This is a genomic window from Lysobacter antibioticus (assembly GCF_001442535.1).
Classification (GTDB): domain Bacteria; phylum Pseudomonadota; class Gammaproteobacteria; order Xanthomonadales; family Xanthomonadaceae; genus Lysobacter; species Lysobacter antibioticus.
Window position 1 is genome coordinate 2,716,578 of the sequence record NZ_CP013141.1, and the last position, 21,927, is coordinate 2,738,504.

Sequence of the window (21,927 nt, forward strand, 5' to 3'; positions counted from 1 at the left end):
GCCATCCCGATCAGCGAGCGGGATGGCGTCAGTCAGAAAGGTCGGCGGACGAGATTCAGCAAGGCTGCCATCGCATCCCTGGCCGCCCAGAACGCAAGCGATCAGGCCTTGCCGGGCGAAGGCAAGCCCGCGATCTGCCGCAGCGCGGCTTCGAACTGTTCGACCGGTTGCCCGCCCTGGATCAGGTGACGGTCGTTGATGATCACCGAGGGCACGGCGCGGATGCCTTGGCTCTGGTAGAAGCGCTCTTGCTCGCGGACGTCGTCGGCGTACTCGCCGGAGGCCAGCACCGCGCGTGCGCGCGCTTCGTCGAGACCGGCTTCGGCGGCGGCGCGGGCGAGGATGTCGTGCGCAGACACATCTTGGCTGTCGGTGAAATAGGCCTTGAGCAGGGCGTTCTTGAGCGCGTGTTCCTGGACGGCGCCTTCGGTGGCGGCCCAGTGCAGCAGGCGGTGAGCGTCGAAGGTGTTGTAGATGCGGTCGCGTGCGTTGAACTCGAAGCCGACCGCAGCGCCGCGCTGGCGCAGGGCGTCGCGGTTCTGCGCGAGTTGCTGGGCGCTGAGGCCGTACTTATGCGCTAGATGCTCGTCGATGCTCTCGCCTTCGGGCGCCATCTGCGGGTTGAGTTCGAACGGCTGGAAATGCAGTTCGACTTCGACCTCGTCGCCGATCCGGGCGATGGCCTGCTCCAGCGATTTCAGGCCGACCGCGCACCAGGGGCAGACCACGTCGGAAACGAAGTCGATCTTGACGCGCGGCGTCGGGTTGGTGGCGTTCTGGGTCATGGGAAGGCTGCGCGAGGCGGTTGGAATGAACCCTCACGATGCGGCCGGAACCGGTAGGGTTCAACCGGCTCCGCGCCGCACCAGCGGATCGGTGCGTTCCATTGGCTCAGCCCGGCGCGGCCTCCGTGTAACCCTTGCGCAGCTTCTCCTCGATCAGCTTGATGACTTCGCGTTCGGCGCGTTCGGGCGTATCGAACTGCTTGATCAGGGTCTGCCCGCGCGTGCCGACCCGGCCGAACACTACGGTCATCTCGCCGTCGTGCTGGCCGATGCGCCAGAACTTGTTCGAGCTGCCCTGTTGCAGCAGGAACTCGCGCAAGGTCGGTGCGGCCGTCGACGGCGATGAAGCCGGATCCGGTGCAGCCGCGTCGGTCGGCATCGAAACGGTCTCGACACTGCCGGTCGTACCGTCGGCTGCAGCCCCCTCGTCGGTGACAGCTTCCTCAGCCGCATCCTGATCGGCCTGCATGCTGGCTTCGATGCGTTCCAGCACCGCCTGCGGGTTGCGCAACCACTCGCTCGACGGCAGGTCGATCACCCGCCAGCCGAACGCGCGCAGGATGCCGGGGCGGAACACGTAGCGCTCGCGCACCTCCACCGACACCGCCTCGCCGTCCACATCGGGCGCATCGAGCAGGATCGCCAGCGCATAGCCTTCGCCGCTCGGGTCGACGATGCCCAGGTCGCAGCGGAACTGCGAGCGCCCGACATGCTCGTGGACGACATGGCCGCGTTCGCGCAAGGCCCGCAGCAGCGCGGCGCGGAAGGCGTCGCGCTTCGGCGCGCTGGCGAAGGCGCGCTCGGCGCCGGGGTTGAGGGCACCGAGCACGGTCTGCGAGCGTTCGGATTCGCCGCGCGCGCTAGCTTCGGCGAACTGCAGGAAGGCGCGCAAGGCGGCGGCGCCGTCGTTGTGGGTGTTGGTGATCGCGTCGGCGCGGATCGTGGTGACCACGGCCATGCGATGCTTGGCGCGGCTGAAGATGACGTTGAGGCGCTTCTCGCCGCCGCGCTGGTTGATCGGGCCGAAGTTCATCAGCATGCGGCCGTCGGCGCCGGGCGCGTAGCAGATGCTCAGCAGGATCAGGTCGCGTTCGTCGCCCTGCACGTTCTCCAGGTTCTTGACGAACAGGCCGCAGAACTGATCGTCGTCCTCACGCAGGTACTCGCGTTCCAGGCGCATGGCGAAGTCGGCGTCTTCGGCCGCCAAGGCCTCCAGCGCTGATTCGATTTCGCCCTGCTGCGCCTCGGAAAAGGCGACCACGCCCAGGCTGAGACCGGTTTCGCGGCGCAGCAATTCGCGCACCAGGCCGGCGATGTAGCGTGCCTCGGCCAGGTTGCAGCGGTTGGCGTAAACGCCGTCCTCCACGCGGTGGTGGCTGATCGGCCGCGCCAGCAACGCGTCGACGCCGGCCGCCGCGGCCTGCGCTTCGGCGGCGCGCACGCTCAAGGACTCGTCGACGCGCGCGTCGAGCCGGCGGTCGGGAATGGTGATCAGGCGGCCATCGTAGAAGGCGGCGTTGGAGAAGCTGATCAGCGCCTCGTGACGGCTGCGGTAATGCCAGGCCAGCAAGGTCGCCGGCAGGTTGCGCGCGGCCTGGTTGAGCAGGCTGTCGGCGTCGAGGTTGATCGCGATGCGCTCGCCGTCCTCTTCGGCGACGACCTGCATATCGTCCTCGTCGCCGGCGGCGGAGAAGAAGCTGGTCGGCGGCAACTGCATTTCGTCGCCGACCACCACCGCCTGGCGCGCGCGGCTCAGTGCCGGCACCGCTTCTTCGGTCGGGATCTGGCTGGCTTCGTCGAAGATCACCACGTCGAACAGGTCGGCGGCGAGCGGCAAGGTGTCGGACACCGACAATGGGCTCATCAGCCAGATCGGTTTCAGGTCGTTGACGACCAACCCGGTATCGCCGCCGGCGAGTTCGCGGATCGAGCGGTAGCGCATGCTCTTGCCGAACTCGTGTTCGAGCTCGCGCCGGCCGGTGGCGTAGCGCTTCTTGAACAGCTTGCCGTCGCTGTCGAGCTGGCTGGCCGACAGCGAGGACTGGCGCACGTGTTCGAGGAAGCTGCGGTGCAGGGTCGCCCGCACCACCGAGGCATTGCGTTCGAGCAACTGACGTTCGGCGCGGGCGACGCGCTGCGCCGCGTCGGCCAGGGTGCGGCCGTCGAAGCGTGCGAGTTCGGGCTGCTCGCGGTACAAGCGGGCCAGTGCCTCGTCGGCGACCAGGGCCTCAAGCTGCGACGCCGGCAGATCGAGCTGTTGCAAGGCATGCGCATAGGCCGGACCGGCCTGATGGATCGCGCGCAGCGACGGCAGGAAATCCGGCAGGTCGTCGAGGCTCTCGCGCAGATCGCGGGTCCATTCGGCCAACTCGCCCAGACTCACTGTCTTCGGCATGTCGAGACGGCTCTCGACGATCTGCTGCAGGCGCAGCAGCGGGTCGGCGTACTCGGCTTCGCGCGCGGCATGGGCAAGCGGGTCCGGCGCCGCGCGCAGGCGTTCGAGCAACTCGCGCAACACCGGCGAAGCCGCCGACGCGCTGGTCCATTGGTCGAGCGTGGCCAGGCAGGCGGCGGCCGCCGGCGTGTCCAGGCGTGCGCGCAGGCGCTCTTCGGCCTGCGCATAGGCCGCGTCCGCCTGATGATGAGCGGCCTTGGCTTCCAACACCTGGGTATAGCTCGGGCGCATCGCGTGCTGGGCGAAGTCGTAACTGCGCGACAGCACCCCTCGCAGGCGCCACCACGACGGCTTGAGCCAGCGCAGCAGCGAGGCTTCATCGCGGCGCGCGGCCGCCAGGGCCGCTTCGGTGTCCTGCACCGAGAACGGCGCGCGCCAGTGCACGGTGCCCTGCCCGGCTTCGGCGCGGCGCCGGTCCAGTCCGTCGAGTTCGTCGCGCTCGCGCCGCAGTTGCGCGCTCGCGGTCGAACCGGCATCGAGCAAATCCGGATGCGCCGCCAATCGGGCGTCGCGCAGTCGCCGGGCCATCGACGACGCTTGCACCGCATCGGCCAGACCCCGCTGAGGATTCAAGAGGCTGTTGCCGTCCTCGAACGCGGCGTCGAGGCGGTCGAGCAAGGGCTCGCATTCGTCGAGGCAGGCCACGGTCTGGGCATAGGCGCGTTCGTCGCCGAGCAGCCCCGCCGACAGGCGCGCGAACGGATGGCCGGCGAGGCGGTCGAGGCCGAAGCGCTCCTGCAGCAAGGCACGCAAGCGCTCGCCGGATTCGCGATTGCGCTCCCACACCGCGTAGTCGGGCAGATGTTCGCGTTCGGCCGCACCGATCTCGGCCTGCATCGGCGGCAGCTCGATCGAACGCCGCAGCAGACTGCGCACACTGCAGGCCAGGCGTTCCGGCATCTGCGCCATGCCGCGCTCGAAGCCTTCGATCCGGCCGAGCTGCCCGGCCAGTTCATCCAGGCTCGATGCGCGCGACTGACTCAGGCGCTCGTGCTGATGCGGCTGGGCGACCCAGCGTTCGTAACCCTCGCGCAGGTTCTGCACGAAGGCCTTCTTGTCGGTTTGCGAATCGTGGATCAGGCAACACAGCTCGTCCAGGCCGGCCTGCTTGAGACGATGGAACACCACGTCCAGCGCCGCGCGCTTCTCGCACACGAACAGCACGCGTTGGCCGCGGCCGGCGTAATCGGCGATCAGATTGGTGATGGTCTGCGATTTACCGGTGCCGGGCGGCCCCTGGATGATGAAACTACGGCCGCCGCGGGCCAAGGCCACCGCGGCGGTCTGGGTGGCGTCGCTGGCGATCACGTTCCACTGTTCGGCCGGCGCGATCGGCGGCGGCGCGGCGACATCCACCTCGCGCGGCTCGATCGAGAACACCTTGTCGAAGGCCGGGTTGGCGGCGCCTTCTTCGATCAGTTGCGCGTAGTCGCGCACCAGCGACATCTTGCGGTAGTTGAAATTGGCCAGGGTGACCTGGGTCAGATCGAAGTCCCAGGCGTAGGCATGGCCGTTGTCGTCCTGCAGCGCGTAAGTCGTGTGCTCGACCTCGTCCGCGCTCGCGCTCATGTGCAACGGGCTCGGCGTCGGCGCCGCACCGACCGCGCCGCGCAGCGGCAAGGGGCTCGGCTGGACATGCTGGCGGAACAAGGCCAAACCCAGCGGACGGTAGTCGTCGCGTTCGTAGCTGAAGTCCGGGCGCGGGCCGTCGCTGCGTGCGCGTCCGCCGCTGCGGCGCTGATACTGCTGCAGGCGTTGCACTGCCTTGCGCCGGATCAGCTCGATCGCCGGCTTGCGTTGCAGGCGCAGCTCGACCCCGGGCTCGGAGGCGCGGATTTGCGCGGCGAGATCGGCATGGATCGATTCCAACGAGACCTTCTGCAGGTCGACGGTCTCGGGCAGGCGGATGTCGTAGAGCTGACGCAGGTAATGGCGCAAGGCCGGGTTGAACTCGGCTTCGCCGTCTTCGCATTGGATCACGTACTGATCGCGCACGCCCTTCTTGCGCACCAGTTCGACCGGCAGCCACAGCAGCGGCGAGACCATGCGCTGTTCGGGATCTTCCTTGAGGTTGTGCCAGCGCAGGAACGCGACCACCAGGCGCAGATGGCTGAAACCATACTCGGCGCGGTCGCGCCGGGTTTCCTGGGCGATGCGGTCGAGCGCGCCCGGCAGATACGGCTGGTCTTCGAAACGCAGCCAGCGATGCAGGCTGACCGCCTTGCCGGCGATCACCTCGTCGGCGAACTCGCCGCTCCAGGTGCACAGCTGTTCGGGCCGTATGCTGCCGAGCTGCAGCACGATCGGCACGCTGGCGATGGTCAGGTTGACGCTGGCCTGGGTCGGGCGGAACTGCAGCAGGCGATTGCGCCGCGACAGATCGAACAAGCGGTCGCGCAGATGCGACAGCACTGCGACACGGCGCGAGACCTCGCCCTGGGCGCCGGACAGGACGCGCTCGACATCCAGGCCCACCGGCTGGTCGCGATAAGTCTCCAGACGGCGCACGATCGAGGCCAGGTCGGTGGCGCGCTCGTGGCGATTCAGGGCGGTCATCTCGACCACGATCGCGGCGAGCACCGGGTTGAGGCGCGGGTTGATCCGGAACAGGTTCTGTCGTTGCGCGGCGAACAGTTCCAGGTCGTCGCCGTCGTCGAAGTCGAGCCCGCAGGCCAGGCTGGCGAGCACCTGCCCGAGTTGGAAGATGTCGCCGATTTCGTCGTGATGTCCGAGGACCAGTTCCCACGAGGTATAGCCCGGCAGGTACACCGGATGCTCGATCGGCTGCGAAGCGTCGCGTTGGGTCTGCAGGTTCTCGACCCGTGCGCCGTGGGCGGCGTCCTGGGTGACGCGCAGCTCGCCGACGATGTTCAGGGTCGAGCCCGGCGGCGGTTGCAGGCGTCGTATCGCTTCCAGTTCGAGCCGCGGCAAGCGTCCGTCGGCTGCACGCAGGCTCAAGCCCTCGCCGGCGACCTGGACGATATCGTCGGCGCCGAGCGCGGCGACGCGCCCGTGCGCATGCAGCTGCGCGACCGAGCGAAACAGCGGCAAGGCCAGGAACAGGACGTCGTCGGTGGCCAGGCCGGCGCCGCGCTGGGCTTCGACCACCGCACGCAGGCTGCTCGCTTGCGTCGGCAGGGCCGGCCCGGTGGCCGGCTCGTTCACGGGCTCGTTCATGCGCTCGGTTCCTTGTCGAGGCGGCGCGCGAGCTTGTCCAGCTCGCGTTTGCCGAGCCCCGCATCGCGCTTGAGCGCAGTAATGAATTCGCTACGGCTGCCCAGCGTATGCGCCAGACGCGCGGCCTCGAACACCGCCGCTTCGCGTTGCGCTTCGTCGATCAGGGCGAAATCCAGCATCACGCAATGCAGGTAGCGGCGCACGCTGTCGTCGATGCGTTCGGCGCTCAGCTCATCGTCGCCGGCGACCGCTTCGTCGGCGCCCCAATCGGGGAAATAGGCGCGTGCCTGCTGTTGCGCCAGTTCGCCGCCCAAGGCTTCAACCCGCAGCAGACGGGCGATGAAGCGACGGGTGAGCGCGCTCAGTTCGAGCTGGTCGAGCAGATCGAGACGATCGGCCGACAGCGGCCCCTGCAGGCGCCGGCGCAGCCAGGCGTCGGTATCGGCGGCACCGCGCCACCAGCGTTCGACCGCCTGCGCGCGCAGATAGCTTTCCGGATGCGAGTGGCCTTCGGAGCGGCGCCCATCGGTCGATTCCAGTTCCTCGGCCTGGCGCAGGTAAGCGGCCGGATCGACGCTGCCCAGGCCGGTGTGCACCTTGACCAGGATCGCGATCGCCGGGGTCGCCGACTGCGCGCCGATCGCCGCGCCGCGGTCGGCATAGATCTCGGTGTAGAGGCTGTACAGGCGCGCGCTCTCGGCATGGCTGGCGGCTGCTTGGGGATCGGCCATGCAGTGATCGAGGATGCGCTGCGCGGTGTAGTAGTCGCCGCCATCGAGCGCCCACAGCCGGTAATGCGCGAGCTCGTGGCCGAGCAAGGCGCTCAGCTCGGTCTCGTCGAGGCGTTCGAGCACCGGCCCTTGCAGGACCACATGCGCTTCGCCGGGCAAGTACCACAGGCTCGCGCCCATCGCGCCGTCGCTGGCCTGATACAAGGTCGTCGCCGCCTCGATGCCGAGCCGTTGCACGACTGCGGCGCAGATCGCATGCGCCTGCGGGTGCGACTCCGGGGTCAGGCGGTAAGTCTTGCGCAACAGTTCCGCACGCAGCTCCTGGGCGTGCTGCGCCTGCACGCTGAGCGAGGACGCCCAAGCCCAGACCTCCGCTTCGGCGCGCTTGAGGTGCGCGACCAGGGCCGCGTGATACGGCAGCGGCGCCAGCACGGGCGATGCCGGCGGCGGCGCCGCACTGTGCGTGTTGCCGCCATCGGCTTTGCCGATGCCGTCCTGGACGTCGTTGCTTGCCACCACGGTCCCGCGCTCCCTCGAATGTCTGAACGCCGCCCCGCGCATCGCGCCGCAGGGGCGGCGGCCCGGTCACGATACCGCGCCTCGATGCAGGATGGTCGCCGCAGCGCAGCGCGCGTGACGGGGCCGCGAAGCACGGCGCCACTTTGCCGCAACTGACCGTTGCCTCGGCGGTGCTGGCGCCGGCGCGAGCGACTGGCCACACTGTCCGCTCACCATCGCCTGTCCGCGGCTGCGGACGCGCCGTCCACGACGGCGCCGACGATTCCAGTTTCCCGCGCGGCCGCGTGCATCGCATGTCGGCGCGTCTGTCCGACGAACCTAGCCATGAGCGCCACCGCCGCTGTCCCCGCCCCGATCGTACGCCCGCTGTGGCAGGGACGCGCCTGGGTGCTGATCGGCATCGTCCTGTCGGCGTTCACCTTGCGCACCGCGGTCACCTCGCTGACGCCCTTGCTCGACGCGCTCGGCCGCGAGTTCGGCTTCGGTTCGACCATGACCGGCGTGTTCGGGATGGTGCCGACCGCCGCGTTCGCACTGTTCGGCGTGGCGACGCCGGCACTGGCCCACCGCATCGGCCTGGAACGCGCCGCCCTGCTGGCGATGGCGATGGCCGCGCTCGGCCTGCTCGCACGCGCTTTCGTCGGCAGCACCGGGCAATTGCTGATCGCCTCGGCGCTCGCGCTCGCGGGCATGGGCATCGGCAACGTCGTGCTGCCGCCGCTGGTCAAACGCTATTTCGCCGATCGCGTCGGCACGGTCAGCACCGCCTACATCACCGTGCTGCAGCTCGGCACGATCCTGCCGGCATTGGCGGCGGTGCCGCTGGCGCAGGCCGCCGGCTGGCGCACCTCGCTGGGCTCGTGGTCGCTGGTGGCGGTGGCCGCCGCGCTGCCGTGGATCACCGTGCTGTGGATGGAGGCGCGCGGCCGCTCGGCGCAGGCGCGCGCGCTGGCGCGGGCCCACGACGATGCGGTCTGCGTCGGCGACGAAGCGCCCGAACTCAGTGCGCCCCCGGCCACCACCGCACCCGGCCGGGTCTGGCGTTCGCCGGTCGCCTGGGGCATGGCGCTGATGTTCGGCATGACCTCGCTGGTCACCTATTCGATGTTCACCTGGTTGCCGAAGCTGTTGATCGAGGCCGGCGGCAGCCCGGCGCTCGGCGGCAGCATGGTCGCGCTGTTCTCGACCCTGGGCATGATCAGCGCGCTGTGCATGCCCGCACTGGCGGTACGCATCGCCAACCCGTTTCCGATCGTCATCGCCTGCATGCTGGCCTACCTGGGCGGCTTCGCCGGCCTGCTGCTCGCGCCGATGCACCTGACCTTCCTCTGGGTGGGGCTGATCGGCCTGGGCCCGAGCACCTTCCCGCTGTCGCTGACCCTGATCAATCTGCGCACGCGCACGCCGGCCGGCTCGGCCGCGTTGTCGGGCTTCATGCAGGGGCTCGGCTACACCCTCAGCTGCCTCGGTCCCTTGTTGTTCGGTTGGCTGCACGATCTCAGTCATGGCTGGGTGTGGCCGTTCGCGATGCTCGGCGCCTGCCTGGTGGTGCTGCTCGTCGGCGGGCGCCTGGCATGCAAGCCGCGCATGCTCGAAGACAGCTGGTAACGCGCACCTTGCGGTTTCGACCCTTGCGCCAGACCTCGACCGCGGCGAGCACTGTTTAAAGCACCGCGCGCACCGCCCAGGCGCGCTGACGACGGTGCTTCGTTTCGTACCGGTACCGCGCGCCCCGGCGAGTTCCGGACGGCCACTGTCCGGTCGTCAACGAACGGCGCGACGAACGCGGCGCCGTCTCGTGGCAAGACGACGCTGCCGATCTGAACAGGCGGCTGGCGAAGCGCACGCCGTGCTCGGACTGGTTCTACGCGAATGCCTCAGCGAACGAACCGCTGCAACGGAGTCGAGGCGCTCTCGTGAATCGATCCTGCGCGCCAGCCATCGGATGCGACCGCCGCCGGCGGCGATCCCCATGCGTGACGCATGACGCCGCATCGGACCAGACGCGGCGCAACGTGTTCATCGCAGTGAAATATTCGCGTGCGGTGCGCACTACCGCGCCGGACTGGAAGCGTCGGCACAGATCGACGCATCGCAAAGCGCCGGTTTCCGGCAACGGGTCACGTAAACCCTGCGGTTGCTCACGACAATGAACGAACGGGATCCATACGCGGCTTTCCACGGACTACACACTCCGAAGGAGATCGTTCGATGCATGTGCACTCACTCGCCGCAGCCCTCGGCTGTTCGCTGCTGCTGACCTCGGCGCTGGCCGTCGCGGCCGACCGTCCCGACCTCGACGTTCTGCGTTTCGAATTCGACAAGACCCAGGCGCAAGTGCTGGCGCAAGCCCGGCGCGCGTCCTACCCCGAGTATTTCCGCCGCGCCTATGCGCGTTATCCGAACCTGCCGGCCGGCTCGCTGGAAGCGATCGCCTATGCCGAAACCGGCTGGAACCACGTCGCCCCCGAAGCGCAGAACCCGCACGATCTGCACATGCCGCGTTCCTACGGTGTTATGGGCCTTTATCACGGCGGCGGTTTCGCCGATCAGGTCGGCGAAGGCGCGCGCCTGATCGGGCGCAGCGCGCAGCAGGTCATCGACGACCCGCAAAGCAACATCCTCGCCGGCGCCGCCCTGCTCGACCGTGCGCTGGCCGCCAGCCGAGGCGAGCGGCGCAGCCGCGCCCTCGCCCAGGCGGAAGATCTGGCCCCGGTGCTGGCGCGTTACGCCGGTTACGGCGCCTCCAGCGGCGGCATCGCCGACTACGCACGCCAGAGCTTCGCCTACGGCGTGCTGCAGACGCTAGAACGCGGCGTCAGCGCGCAGGGGGTCGAGATCCCGGCGCAAGCACTGCAGCTCGAACGCGCCTTCGACGCCGGTCAGTTGCAGAGACTGCGCGCACCCACCCTGCTGATCGATGCTAGCGCCGACAGCGTCCGCGTCGACCATGCACTCGCCGATCGGTTGGCGCGGCCGGCGATCGATGTCGGCACCCAGGCGGTCGATTTCGGCGAAGCGATCTGGAACCCGGCCAGCCCGAGCAACTACAGCACCGCCTCGAACGCGATGAGCGCGGTGATCCTGCACACGATGGAAGGCTCCTACGCCGGCTCGATCGCCTGGTTCCAGAATCCCAGCGCGCAGGTGTCGGCGCATTATCTGATCCGCAAGTCCGACGGCCAGATCACCCAGATGGTGGCGGAAAACCGCCAGGCCTGGCATGCGAAGTACCACAACTACTACACCGTCGGCATCGAACACGACGGCCGCGCCGCCGATGCCGGCAACTGGTCGGCGGCGATGCTCAACGCCTCGGCGCGCCTGACCAAGAGCATCTGCGCGCGCCGCGGCATCGATTGCCGCACGGCCTGGAACGGCCCCGGCTACGACAGCTGGCATCTGGTCCCCGACAGCGTGCGGGTCAAGGGCCACGGCATGCTGACCCAGAACGAGAACCGCTACGACCCCGGCAAGTACTTCCCGTGGTCGAGCTACTACGGCCTGATCAACGGCGGCGGTACGCCGAACCCGCCGGGCAAGTACTGGGTCGACACCTTCGCCAACGCCACCGGCTACAAGTGGCCGTCGACCCTGACCCCGGTCGGCACCCTCTACCAGGGCACCAATTATGTCTACTGCAAAGCCTGGGGCCAGGAAGTGCGCGTCGGCACCAGCTACAACCACTACTGGCTCAAGACCGATCTCGATGTCGGTCCGGCCGGAGCCTGGGTGTCGGCGTATTACCTGAGCCGCTGGGGCAACGACGAGGCGCGCGACAACAACGGCGCGGTGATTCCGGACTGTTGATCCGACCGGCGAGCGCATCGCCGCGGTTCCCTCGTCCCGATCGGGCGAGGGAACCGCAACGGCCTGAAGTCTGCGCTACAACGCGAACGGCCGTACCCGATCTTTCCTGGCCAGCCGCGCCCCACCCGATCGCGAGAACACGATGAAACGAAAGATGATGCTGTGCGAGCGGATCATGTACGTCGACCGCGCAACCCCGTTCACCCTGGTCCAGGCCGCGCGCATCCGCGGTCGGCTCGACCCGGCGCAGTTGCGCCACGCCCTCGACCGCATCCAGCTCAAGCATCCGATGCTGCGCTGCGCCGTGCTCGACGGCGACTCGCCGCAGATCCTGCTCGAGGACGATCCCGCGCCGATCCCGCTGCGCCTGGTCGTGCGCGAAAGCGACCAGGATTGGCTGCGCGAAGCGCACAGCGAACGCGAGACCGCCTTCGCCAGCGACCAGGCGCCGCTGATGCGCGCGGTCTGGATCCACGACGAAGACGGCGGCGAGCTGCTGCTGACTTGCCATCACTGCATCTGCGACGGCCTGTCGATGGTGACCCTGCTGCGCGAGACTCTGGCCCTGTGCGACCGCCCGGACCTCGACATCGGCCACCACACCAGCGTCAACGGCATGGAGGACCTGTTGCCCGAGGAAGTCCTGAACGATCGTCGCGCCCACCGCAACGCGCGCTGGAAGGCGATGGCGTTCCGCCTGTTTTTCGCGGTCCGGCGCAAACGCACGCCGATACCGCAGGGCGAGTTTTATGTGCTGCGCTGGAAACTGCCGCGCGAAGCGAGCCAGGCCCTGGCCGAACGCGCGCGCGCCGAAGGCGTGACGGTGTTCGCCGCGATCGCGGTCGCGTTCTCGCTGGCGTTCCGTACGATCCGCAGCGACCGCGCCAACGGCAAGGTGTTCGTGCCGGTCGACATCCGCAAATTCCTGCCGCGGCTCAGCGCCGACAGTCTGTTCGCCTCCGCGCCCGGCGCCATCGTCGCCCTCGACAATCGCACCCCGCCGGACCAGGTCGACGAGCTCGGCTACTGGAACCAGGCGCGTGCGTTCAAGACCCGTCTCAACCAGCGCATCGAACGCCTGACCCGCAACGTCTACGAGTTCTTCATCGGCCTGGAACTGCTGCATTCGGTGTTCGACCAATTCATCGCCGAGCGCCGCTCCGACCTCGACGCTTACGACGTCACCTTGTCCAACGTCGGCCGCATCGAAATGCCGCGCGACTACCACGGCTTCCACCTGGAAACCGTGTACAGCCCGAGCCTGCACCTGCCCTGGCGCACCACCACCTCGGTGCTGATGTCGGGCTTCGCCGGCGAGCTGGATTTCAGCTTCATGTCCGACCAGCATTCGCTGCCGCGCGAGCAGGCCGAAGCGATCCGCGACCACGTCATCGCCTCGCTGTGGGAGCGCGGCCGCACCGCCAATCCGGCCGAGACCGACATCCTGTCGGTGCGGGAAGCGGCATGAAGGTGGACCGCGACCTCGGCGCGGATGCGCCGTACGGACCGCCGCCGCCCAGCGACACCGCCGTCGAACCGGCCAGGACCCCGAGCGCGATCGATCCGCGCGCCTTCGGCGTGGTGTTCGTGCTGTGGCATCCGGACGCTTCGCACCTGATCCATCTCGACGATGCGCATGCCGCTTGCCGCCACGTCGTCGCCGTCGACAACTCGCCCGAGGCCGACGCCGACCTGCACGAGCGCCTGCGCGGCGCCGGCATCGAGGTGGTGTTCAACCGCAACGCCGGCGGCATCTCCGGCGCCTACAACCGCGGCGTCGAGGCCTTGCTGGCGCGCGGTTGCCAGGTGGTGTTCCTGCTCGACCAGGACTCGCAGCTCGGCCCGGACTTCTTCGCCCGGATGATGCAGGCCTGCGCCCAGGTCGGCAGCCAGGCCTTCGTGCTCGGGCCGAAAGTGTTCGAGGCCAACCTCGGCCGCTATCTGCCGGTGTTCTCGCCGGCCGGACGGATGCCTCGGCCGGAGCGGATCGACGATCGCGTCGAGGGCCTGATCCCGACTCTGTTCGTGATTTCGTCGGGGTCGGCGATCTCGGCCGCGGCCTATCGCGAGCTCGGCGCGTTCCGCGAGGACTATTTCATCGAGTACGTCGACATCGAGTACGGCCTGCGCGCCACGCGCCAGGGCATACCGGTCTACGTCAACGCCGCGGTCGAGATGCGCCAGCAGGTCGGGCGCTTCGTCAAGCGCGGGATATTTTCGACCAGCAACCACGTGGCCTGGCGCCGCTACTACGCCTCGCGCAACGCCGTGCACGCGCTGCGCTCCAATGCCTCGCGCTGGTCGGTGCATTGGCTGATCGAGTTGCTGACCCTGCACCAGGTGCTGTGCGTGCTGGTGTGCGAGGAACACAAGCTGCGCAAGATCGTCGCCATCGCGGTCGGCTATTTCGACGGCGTGTTCGGCAGGCTCGGGGCGTTCGAGCAACGCCATCCGCGGCTGGCGGCGTTCTGCCGGCATTGATCGGAGTCGATCGCGCCTTAGCGGCGGGCGATGCTCACGATGGCAGGCTGACGCCTCAACCCGTCGGTACGCTGCCGCGGCTCGCGCCGCTCCTACCCGGAGCCGATGAAACTCGGGCAGGAGCGGCGCGAGCCGCGACCGGCCGGCCCCGCAGGATCAGTAGGCATCGCTGCCCAGGCGGATGTCGATGCCGAGCGCGGCGGCGACCGCTTCCATGTTCTCGTCGTCGCGGCGCAGGGTGATCCAGCCGGCGTACATGTCGCTGCCGGTGTCGCGGTTCCACAGCGTGTAGCCGTGTTCGCGCAGGCGCACGAAGGCCTTGGCCATCAGCTCCGGCACGTCGGTGGCGTCGAGGAAGTCCTCGTCGGTCGGATCTTCCACGCCCCAGTCCACGCTGAGGTTCCAGCGTGAGGCCAGTTGCGCGATCGAATCGATGAAGGAGCCGGTGTCCTTCCAGTCGACGCGATAGCCGGAGGTCCAGTCGATCACCTCCTGGATGGTCTCGGCGGGCTCGGCGTCGGCGTCGTCCTCGCAGGTTTCGCGGTAACGCGCGAACTGCTGCAGCGCGGTGTCCTCGTCGCCGGGGTTGATCAGCAGCATCAGCTGCCAGACCAGCGCCTCTTCGTCGAGTTCCTCGTCGCTGTCGCCGCCGGCGAATTCGATCTCGTCGCCCTCGTAGTCGGATTCGTTGTCGGGTGCGCTCATGGGGTGGCGTCCGTAGGGGAAGGGAAATGGTGCGACCTGGCGCCCGGATTGGAAAGCCGGGGCGACGGACGGATGCGGCCGGCCCGGCGTAGCTGGGCCAAAAAACGAAAAAGGCGCGGCACGGCCGGGCCCAGGAAACGAGGAAGCCCGCCACGGGCGGAGCCCCAAAACGAAGAAGCCCGGCTTGCGCCGGGCTTCTCGATGCCACCCTGCCTTGCGGCGCGGGTAGCGAGGTCAGCGTTGAACCCGAGGGTTCAGACCGCCTGCACCTGGTCGGCTTGCAGGCCCTTCTGGCCCTGCGTCACGACGAAGGAGACCTTCTGGCCTTCCTGCAGGCTCTTGAAGCCCTGGCCCTGGATCGCGCGGAAATGCACGAACACGTCATCGCCGCTCTCACGGCTGATGAAACCAAAACCCTTGGCGTCGTTGAACCACTTGACAGTACCGATCTCACGATCCGACATGTTGCTTACTCCTTGAAACGTTGTGTTGGAATGCCGCTTTCACGGCGTTGGGGCTGGTTGCAAGGAGGAAGCGAGGTGGAACGATGGAGTGGATCAGCGATCTACGGCATCGGGTCACGACCTACGGTGACCCTTGACGAACTCAGCTCGTACACCGTAGTGGCCTGCGGTGGGAAAATCAATTGGAGAAACGCACCCGCGTTCATTCGATTAGGCGATCCAGTGCACGGTTTGGAACATGCCGTCTGCGGCCGGGTAGCGGCAGAGGGCCTGCGCAGGCTATCGCCCCGACCTCATCTAATTGATTCTATTGAATTTTACGATTTTACTTCCGGCAATTGGACGACTTGGCGCCGAATAAACCGAATCCGCTCGCTGCATCGAACCTGAACCGCGTTCATATTCGGCCGCCCCGGACCGATGCCAAACCGGGGTCGATCCCGGCCTCCGGCGGCCCGTGGAACCCCGATCAGCGCCGATCCGTCCCGCCGCCGCGGCCCGATCGGGCCGGCAACCGTCCCGGCTCGAGGCCTCATCGGCCCTCGCCGCCCTCCTCGTCGGACTGCGCCTGGGCGCGGCGCCAGATGCCGTACTCGGCGCGGTTGAGGCGGAACTCCTGCAGCGCGAACGTCGCCGCGCCGCGATCGGCCGCGCTCGCCTCGGGATCGGCGGCGATGGCGAGCAAGGCTTCCTTGAGACGATCGCTGCGGATGCCCGAACCCTGCACCCCAGCGATCGCTTTCGCGCGTACCTCCGCCGAGCTGTCGAGGATCGCCCGGTGCAGCAGGTCCTCGACCTGTTCGCCGTCGTCCCATTGCGCGAGTTGCAACACGGCCTGCGCGCGCAGGTTCGGATCGGGATGACGCGCCAGCGCCGCCAGTTCGGCGACCACCGGCGCGGCGTCCTCGCTCGGCATCGTCGCCGGGGTCAGCATTGCCACCAGTTCGCCCATGCGCTGCGGGTCGCCGCCACGCTCGAGCTTGGCCAACAGCGTCTGCCGCACTTCAGGGCGGTCCATCGAGTACGCGCGCAGCAGCTCCAGGCCGTCGCGCTCGTCCTCGGGCCGGGTGCTGGCGGCGAGCGACAAAGCGAAGCGCAGCACCTCGTCGCCCGACACCGCATTGAGCAGGGACAGCAGTTCGCCGCGCGCGGCGAGGTCGCGTTCGTTGCGGTAACGCTGCAGCAGACTCTGCAGGAAAGCCGGATCGCGGCTCGCGCGTTGCCGCAGCGACTCGAAACTGATCCGCTCGTTGCCGAGCACCAGGTATTCAGGACTCGTCGCCGCGTCGATCCTGGCCGGCGGCTGCGGCGCCTGCGTCGAGGACGGCGCCGCTGGCGTCGATGCGGCCGTTACCTCGCGACGCGCCACATAGGCGCCGAGCGCGGCGCCCAGCGCAGCGCAGACGAGGGCGATCAACAGCACCTGGCTGGATTTCATACGCATTCGAACCGTTAGAACCTCGTCGCAGGATAACGCGGCGCCCATTGCCCGCCTGGGAAAACGCATCCGTCGACACAAGCGCAACAAAACCCCTCTCCCGTCGACGGGAGAGGGGCGGGGGTGAGGACGGCCCGACTATGAGCGCCCTCGACGCATCAACAAGGCGGTGCGACGCGCCCGTCCGAACCGGTGTAGGTGTAGGCATCGGGAATGAAGCGGCCGCTGCCGATCCGGTTCCAGATGTTGCTGGTGCCGTAGGTGCCGGTCACCGAGGTGCCGGTGGTCTGGCACTGGATCGTCACCGCGGTGCCGTCGGCCAGGCTGCCGACGATCGAGTACGAGGTGCCGGGGCCGGAACGCACGTTCAGCGGGGTGCCGTTGGTGTTGACCGTGCCCGAACCGGTGCCGCCGCCGCTGCAGCTGTTGCGGCTGGTGTAGTTGGTGCTGTTGCCGCTTTCGTCGAAGTACTTGATCAGCGAACCGTTGAAGCGGATCTGCTGGGCGCTGCCGTTCAAGCGTTCTTCGAAGTGCAGGTGGGCGCCGAACGAGCCGCCGGTGTTGCCAACGGTGCCGATCGCTTTGCCGGCGGCGACGTTCTGGCCGACCGAGACCGAATACGAATTCAGATGCGCGTACAGGGTGCTCCAGCCGCCGCCGTGGTCGATCACCACGTACTTGCCGTAGCTGACGCTGCCGAGGTTACGCACCACGCTGACCGTGCCGCCGACCGAGGCGACCACGGTATCGCCTTCGTCGTTGGTGCGGTTGAGGTCCACTGCATACTTGGGGCTGTGCTTGGAGCGGGTCTGGCCGGCCCAGGTCTGGCCGCAGGGAAACGGCATCTGGAAGTTCGGCGCGGCTTCGGCGGCCGTAGCGAACAATGCGGCGAAAGCGAACAGCGCGGACAGACCGCGAAGTCGGAAACGTTTTGCGGTTACTGCGTTCATGGCGGGGGTACTCCATCGATGAGGTCGCGCCGTTGCCGGCGGCGCGACGCGGTTGAAGGGGGTCAGTGCAGGATCTGGACGTCGTCCAGATAGAGGTTGACGTCGTAACTGGTCTGCTCGCGCAGGAACCACACCGCATCCAGGCGCACGCTGGCGGCGTCGATCGTGCCGTTGCTGGCGCCGGCCCAGGCGTTCCACTGCGCGGCATCGCCGAGCGACCATTCCAGCCAGGTCCATTGCCCGCTCGGAATCGCGCGGCTGATCGCGCGCTCGGTGCCGTCGCTGTCGTCGATGCTCAGGCTCGCGCTGAGCCCACTGGCGCCGGTATAGACCCAGAAGCCGACCTTGCCGCCGTCGCGCACCAGCTCGACGTTGTTGGCCGGCGTGCCGCCGCCCGACAACAGGCGCACCGCCCAGGCGGTGGCGACGGTAGGGTCGTCCTTGAGCAACACCCGCAGCGAACAACTGCCGTTCTTGCGGGTGGCGCAGTCCTGCTGGGCCAGCGATGCGGTCGACACGCCGGTCGTGCTGCCGGACGCGGTCGGCGCGCTGGCGAAACGGCCGACGCCGCTCTCGAAGCCATCGAGCACGATCGCACCGCCGCCCGGACCGCCGCCGCCCTCGTTGGCGAGGAAGGCGTTGCGCATGCCGCCAGGGCTGTTGTTGTTGTTGAAGTAGTGGTTGGTGATCCAGCGCCAGTCGCGGCCGTGGTTGGCGGCCCAGCGCTGCGTACCCCACTGGCTCATGCCGCGGCCGTGGCCGAAACAACCGCGATTGCGCCCGACCTCGTCGGACAGACACGGCCAGTTGTTGCGCGGCGAACCGTTGCGGCCGTTGCCGCAGCTCAGGTCGTTGTTGACGCAGGACAGACCGTCGCTGGGGCTGTCCCAGGCGTTGTTCTCCGAGGAGTACTCGCTGAAAGCCGCGGTCTTGCCGTCGCGGGTCAGCAGCACGCCGCGCGTGGCCGCCGCGGCCGCGACCGTCGCCGACACGCTGTCGGCGTTGAAGGCCTGGCAGGAGGTGCTGTTGCAGATGTCGTAGCGGCTGTTGACCGGGTGGACGACGTAATACGCCGCGTAGCTGCGGTAGGCGACGGCGCCGGCGGCGAGCGAGTCGGCGTCCCAGGACGGGATCCATTCCTCGTCGAGGCCGCGGCCGACGTAGTCTTCGAAACCGTAGACCGACACCCCGCTGCAGGAACGCCCCGAGCAATTGGTGCCGACGCGAATGCTCGACGGCACCGGCACGCTGACCGCCTGCGCGGCCAAGCGCTGCGCGGTCGCGACCGAGGCCGGGCGCGCCGGGTCGAGCGCGGCGTCCTCTTGGGTTGCGGCGTCGGACTCGGCCTGCAGCGCATCGGCGGCCGAACGCGGCCGTTGCTGATCTTCGCGTTGTCGCGCGCGCAGTTGCACGTGGCTGCGATCGACCACCACGGTCGAACCGCCGCCGGCTTCGAGGTCGACGATCAGGTGGCGGCTGTCGTTGAGCAGCGGCAGGCCGGTCAGGCGCTGGCTGCGATACCCCTTGGCGCTGACGGTGATCTCGACCGTCGCCGGCAAGGCCTCGTTGTCGCGCGCCAGGGCCCGCGGCAATTGCGCGGAGAGCTCGAAATAGCCCTCGCCGTCGGCGGTCGTGCGTGCGCCCTGGCTGCTGCGTACTTGCGCACCGGCGACGGGACGGCCGCTGCGATCGTAGACGTGGCCGCTGAACACCGCGCACTGCGCGCAGGCCGCGGCCTTCAGCGCCAACAGATCCAGGGCTTCGGAGGGCATCGACGGCGACAGCCACACGGTCAGCGGCAGCACCGGCGCGGCGTCGATCTCGACCCGGGTGCTGAGGCTGTCGTAGCCGGGCGCGCTGACGATCAACTCGTAGCGGCCTTCGTTCAAGGCAGCGACGCGGCCGCCGCGGGTGGTGATGCCGAGGTCGTGCACGCGCGCTTCGGCGCCGCGTGCGATCACGACCAAGTGCGAATCCAGCGCGCGGCCGCTGACGCTGTCGCGTACGCGGATATCGAGTGCGCGACTGCCCGATGCGCTGTCCGATGCCGGCCTGGCCGAGCCGACGCGGCTGGCGCGATGACCCGCGCCCGGTGTGCGCAGCCACTGCGCGAATACGGCGCCGGCGAGCAACAGGGCCAGGACCGCCAGCCAGGTCGGCAGGCGACGCGGCGGTCTCGATGGATGCGGCGCGTCGGGCGCTTGCGGGTGCTCGGACATGGACGATCCCCTGTGGGTGACGAAACCGTCCGCAGGCGCGCTCCGCGCCGATCGGCGGTGCGAAGTGGTGCGCGTGCGGCGGCGATGATCCGAAGCGCGCAGGCCGGTTGCGGGGGGCCGGCCTGCGCGCGGAGGGATCGGTGGTGGAGCGGTTGGATCAGTACTTGACCTGGACGTCGTCGAGATACAGGTTGACGTCGTAGCTGGTCTGGTCGCGGTACAGCCAGATCGCGTCGAGCTTCACCGTGCTGCCGGTGATCGCGCCGTTGGCGTTGCCGACCCAGGCGTCCCACTGCGCGGCGTCGTCCAGGCGCCACTCCAGGTAGGTCCAGGTGCCGGCCGGGATCGCGCGGCTGACCGAACGCTCGGTGCCGTCGCTGTCGTCGATGCCGAGCGCGGCGCTCATGCCGGTCGCGCCGGTGTAGACCCAGAACCCGACCTTGCCGTTGGCGCGCGTCAATGCGGCGTTGCTGGCTGGCGTGCCGCTGGCCGACAACAGGCGCACCGCCCAATCGCTGGCGCTGGCGGTGTCGTCCTTAAGCAGTACGCGCAGAGAGCATTCGCCGTTCTTGCGGGTGGCGCAGTTGCGCTCGCCGAGCGAAGTCGCGGCGATACCGGTGGTGCTGCCCGAATAGGCCGGGCCGGTATCGAAGTGGCCAACCGTGCTCTCGAAGCTGTCGATCACCGTGCCGGTGCCGCTGCCCGGGTTGAGCAGGTTGTAGTAGCGCGCCCAATCCCAGTTGATGCCGGGATCGGTATGGTCCTGGCCGCTGTAGTGCTGGTGGCCCTTGACCTTGACGCTGGTCGGCAACACGTTGATGCCGCTGCCGGCCGGGCCGCGGAACGCGCTGGCGCAACTGATCGCGCTGTAGCGGGCGCAGAAGTGCCGGGTCAGCGCCGCCGAGGCGTTGTACATGGCGCTGGTGTACCAGCTGGCGTTGTTGATGAAGCCTTCGTGCTCGATGCCGAGTGTGGTCTTGTTATGTATGCCGACGTGGTGCGAGGCGCGGTCCTCGCGCACCATCTGGGTGATCTGGCCGTCCGAGCTGCGGACCAGATAGTGCGCGCTGACGCTGTAGGGGTTGTTCTGGAACCAGGAGATGCTGCCGGCGTAATAGCCCTGCATCGTGTGGATGGTGACCGAGTCGTACGAGTTGCGGGTGGAGTGGTACGGCGATGCGACCCACAGCGCCGGGCCGTAGTCGGTGCTCTTGGTGTCGGCGCTATCGAGGCTCGGCGCGGTCAGGGTTTCACTGAGCGGGTCGATGGCGTAGCCGCCGCTTTTCAGGCCCGGGGTCTCGACCCGATCGTTGGCCACGTCCAGGCGCACGAACGGTGCGCGCAATTGCACGAGCTTGCGCGCGTCGAAGGCGCGTTCCCAAGCGACCGCGCGCGCGGGCACGACGATGCCGCGGTCGTTGACGCCCTTGTCCTGGGCCAGCAGCACGTCGAAGGCGAAGCTCGAACGCGCGTGGTCCTGGATGGCGCTGCGCGCGAGTGCGTTGCCGCCACGGGCGAAGCCGGCATACCGCTCCAACGCCGGGCGCGTGGCCTCGGGCGCGGCCTTCGCACCGATGCCGTCGGCGCGCAGCTCGCGATCGAGCAAGGCGGCGGCGGCGAGGATGTTGCTCAAGGGATCGCGCTGCACGCGCGCCGCCGGCACGCCGAGCAGCCTGGCGCCCTCGCCGACCTGGTCGGCGAAGCCTTCGCCGCGGTACAGGCCCATGACGCCGTAGGAGCGCGGCATGTGCTGGTGCTGCTCGCCGTATTGGGCCGCACTCGGCTGCAAGTGTTGCCAACGGCTCATCACGTAGGCGACCGATTCGAGCGTGCCGGCCGGAATCGCCGGGTAGCGCGCATAGGCCTGGCGGAAGTAGTCGGCGTAGACGGCGCGGTCGACCCGCGCCATCGATTCCTCGATCTGCAGACGCTGGGCCAACGCGCGGTCTTCGGGCGCCGGACCCGCGATGGCGAGCCAGGGCGCGGCGAGGGCCAATAGGCCGATCACGGCGAGCGACAGCGACGACGGCAGGCAGGCGGCGAACCGGCGTTCGGAATATTTGTTCATTTTTGTTTCCCCATGAGAATTAAAAATTCCCCGCGGGGTCCTTGTACTGCATTTGCCCGACTGGCAAGTGCTGTTCGAGGCGGTTTTGCGTAGCAAAATCGCGATCCGCGACCCCCATCACCCCT

General features: G+C 68.4%; 13 protein-coding genes. 4 read left to right on the forward strand and 9 right to left on the reverse strand.

Features of this window, described 5'->3' with window-relative positions:
- Positions 1-101: 101 nt before the first annotated feature.
- From GLA29479_RS10950 to GLA29479_RS10960, 3 genes are all read right to left on the reverse strand, one after another.
- Positions 102-785 carry a DsbA family oxidoreductase gene (locus GLA29479_RS10950; protein ID WP_057971582.1) on the reverse strand — a complete coding sequence of 228 codons (684 nt, stop codon included), beginning with the start codon at positions 783-785 and terminating at the stop codon, positions 102-104.
- Positions 786-891: 106 nt separating this feature from the next.
- Positions 892-6,417, reverse strand: a complete 5,526-nt coding sequence (locus GLA29479_RS10955) for an AAA domain-containing protein (RefSeq protein WP_057971583.1) — start codon at positions 6,415-6,417, stop codon at positions 892-894.
- Positions 6,414-7,667 (reverse strand): M48 family metalloprotease, encoded by a 1,254-nt coding sequence (locus GLA29479_RS10960; protein ID WP_211265053.1) that lies wholly within the window; start codon positions 7,665-7,667, stop codon positions 6,414-6,416. Before GLA29479_RS10960 ends, GLA29479_RS10955 begins: the two co-directional genes overlap by 4 nt.
- Positions 7,668-7,991: 324 nt before the next feature.
- Here GLA29479_RS10960 and GLA29479_RS10965 point away from each other — a divergent pair, with 324 nt between their 5' ends.
- From GLA29479_RS10965 to GLA29479_RS10980, 4 genes are all read left to right on the forward strand, one after another.
- Complete coding sequence (locus tag GLA29479_RS10965; protein ID WP_082638538.1) at positions 7,992-9,275, forward strand: MFS transporter; 1,284 nt, start codon at positions 7,992-7,994, stop codon at positions 9,273-9,275.
- Positions 9,276-9,878: 603 nt separating this feature from the next.
- Positions 9,879-11,477 (forward strand): N-acetylmuramoyl-L-alanine amidase, encoded by a 1,599-nt coding sequence (locus GLA29479_RS24490; protein WP_144436456.1) that lies wholly within the window; start codon positions 9,879-9,881, stop codon positions 11,475-11,477.
- Between the two features lie 142 nt (positions 11,478-11,619).
- Entirely contained in the window at positions 11,620-12,945 is a 1,326-nt protein-coding gene (locus GLA29479_RS10975; RefSeq protein ID WP_082638540.1) for a condensation domain-containing protein, read from the forward strand.
- Complete coding sequence (locus GLA29479_RS10980) at positions 12,942-13,958, forward strand: glycosyltransferase (RefSeq protein ID WP_057971585.1); 1,017 nt, start codon at positions 12,942-12,944, stop codon at positions 13,956-13,958. The genes GLA29479_RS10975 and GLA29479_RS10980 overlap by 4 nt, the downstream gene beginning before the upstream one ends.
- A gap of 156 nt (positions 13,959-14,114) precedes the next feature.
- Here the strand turns inward: GLA29479_RS10980 and GLA29479_RS10985 are convergent, their stop codons facing one another.
- From GLA29479_RS10985 to GLA29479_RS11010, 6 genes are all read right to left on the reverse strand, one after another.
- Entirely contained in the window at positions 14,115-14,663 is a 549-nt protein-coding gene (locus GLA29479_RS10985) for a DUF6630 family protein (protein WP_031371061.1), read from the reverse strand.
- 254 nt (positions 14,664-14,917) lie between these two features.
- Positions 14,918-15,127 (reverse strand): cold-shock protein, encoded by a 210-nt coding sequence (locus GLA29479_RS10990; RefSeq protein ID WP_031371060.1) that lies wholly within the window; start codon positions 15,125-15,127, stop codon positions 14,918-14,920.
- 532 nt (positions 15,128-15,659) lie between these two features.
- The gene (locus GLA29479_RS10995) at positions 15,660-16,565 is read right to left on the reverse strand and encodes a HEAT repeat domain-containing protein (protein ID WP_057971586.1); all 906 of its coding nucleotides are present in this window, start codon (positions 16,563-16,565) and stop codon (positions 15,660-15,662) included.
- Between the two features lie 158 nt (positions 16,566-16,723).
- On the reverse strand, positions 16,724-17,515 hold the full coding sequence (locus GLA29479_RS11000; protein WP_057971587.1) for a M23 family metallopeptidase: 792 nt from the start codon (positions 17,513-17,515) through the stop codon (positions 16,724-16,726).
- Between the two features lie 62 nt (positions 17,516-17,577).
- Complete coding sequence (locus GLA29479_RS11005; RefSeq protein WP_057971588.1) at positions 17,578-19,734, reverse strand: SpoIID/LytB domain-containing protein; 2,157 nt, start codon at positions 19,732-19,734, stop codon at positions 17,578-17,580.
- Between the two features lie 157 nt (positions 19,735-19,891).
- Positions 19,892-21,802 carry an N-acetylmuramoyl-L-alanine amidase gene (locus GLA29479_RS11010; protein ID WP_057971589.1) on the reverse strand — a complete coding sequence of 637 codons (1,911 nt, stop codon included), beginning with the start codon at positions 21,800-21,802 and terminating at the stop codon, positions 19,892-19,894.
- Positions 21,803-21,927: the final 125 nt, after the last annotated feature.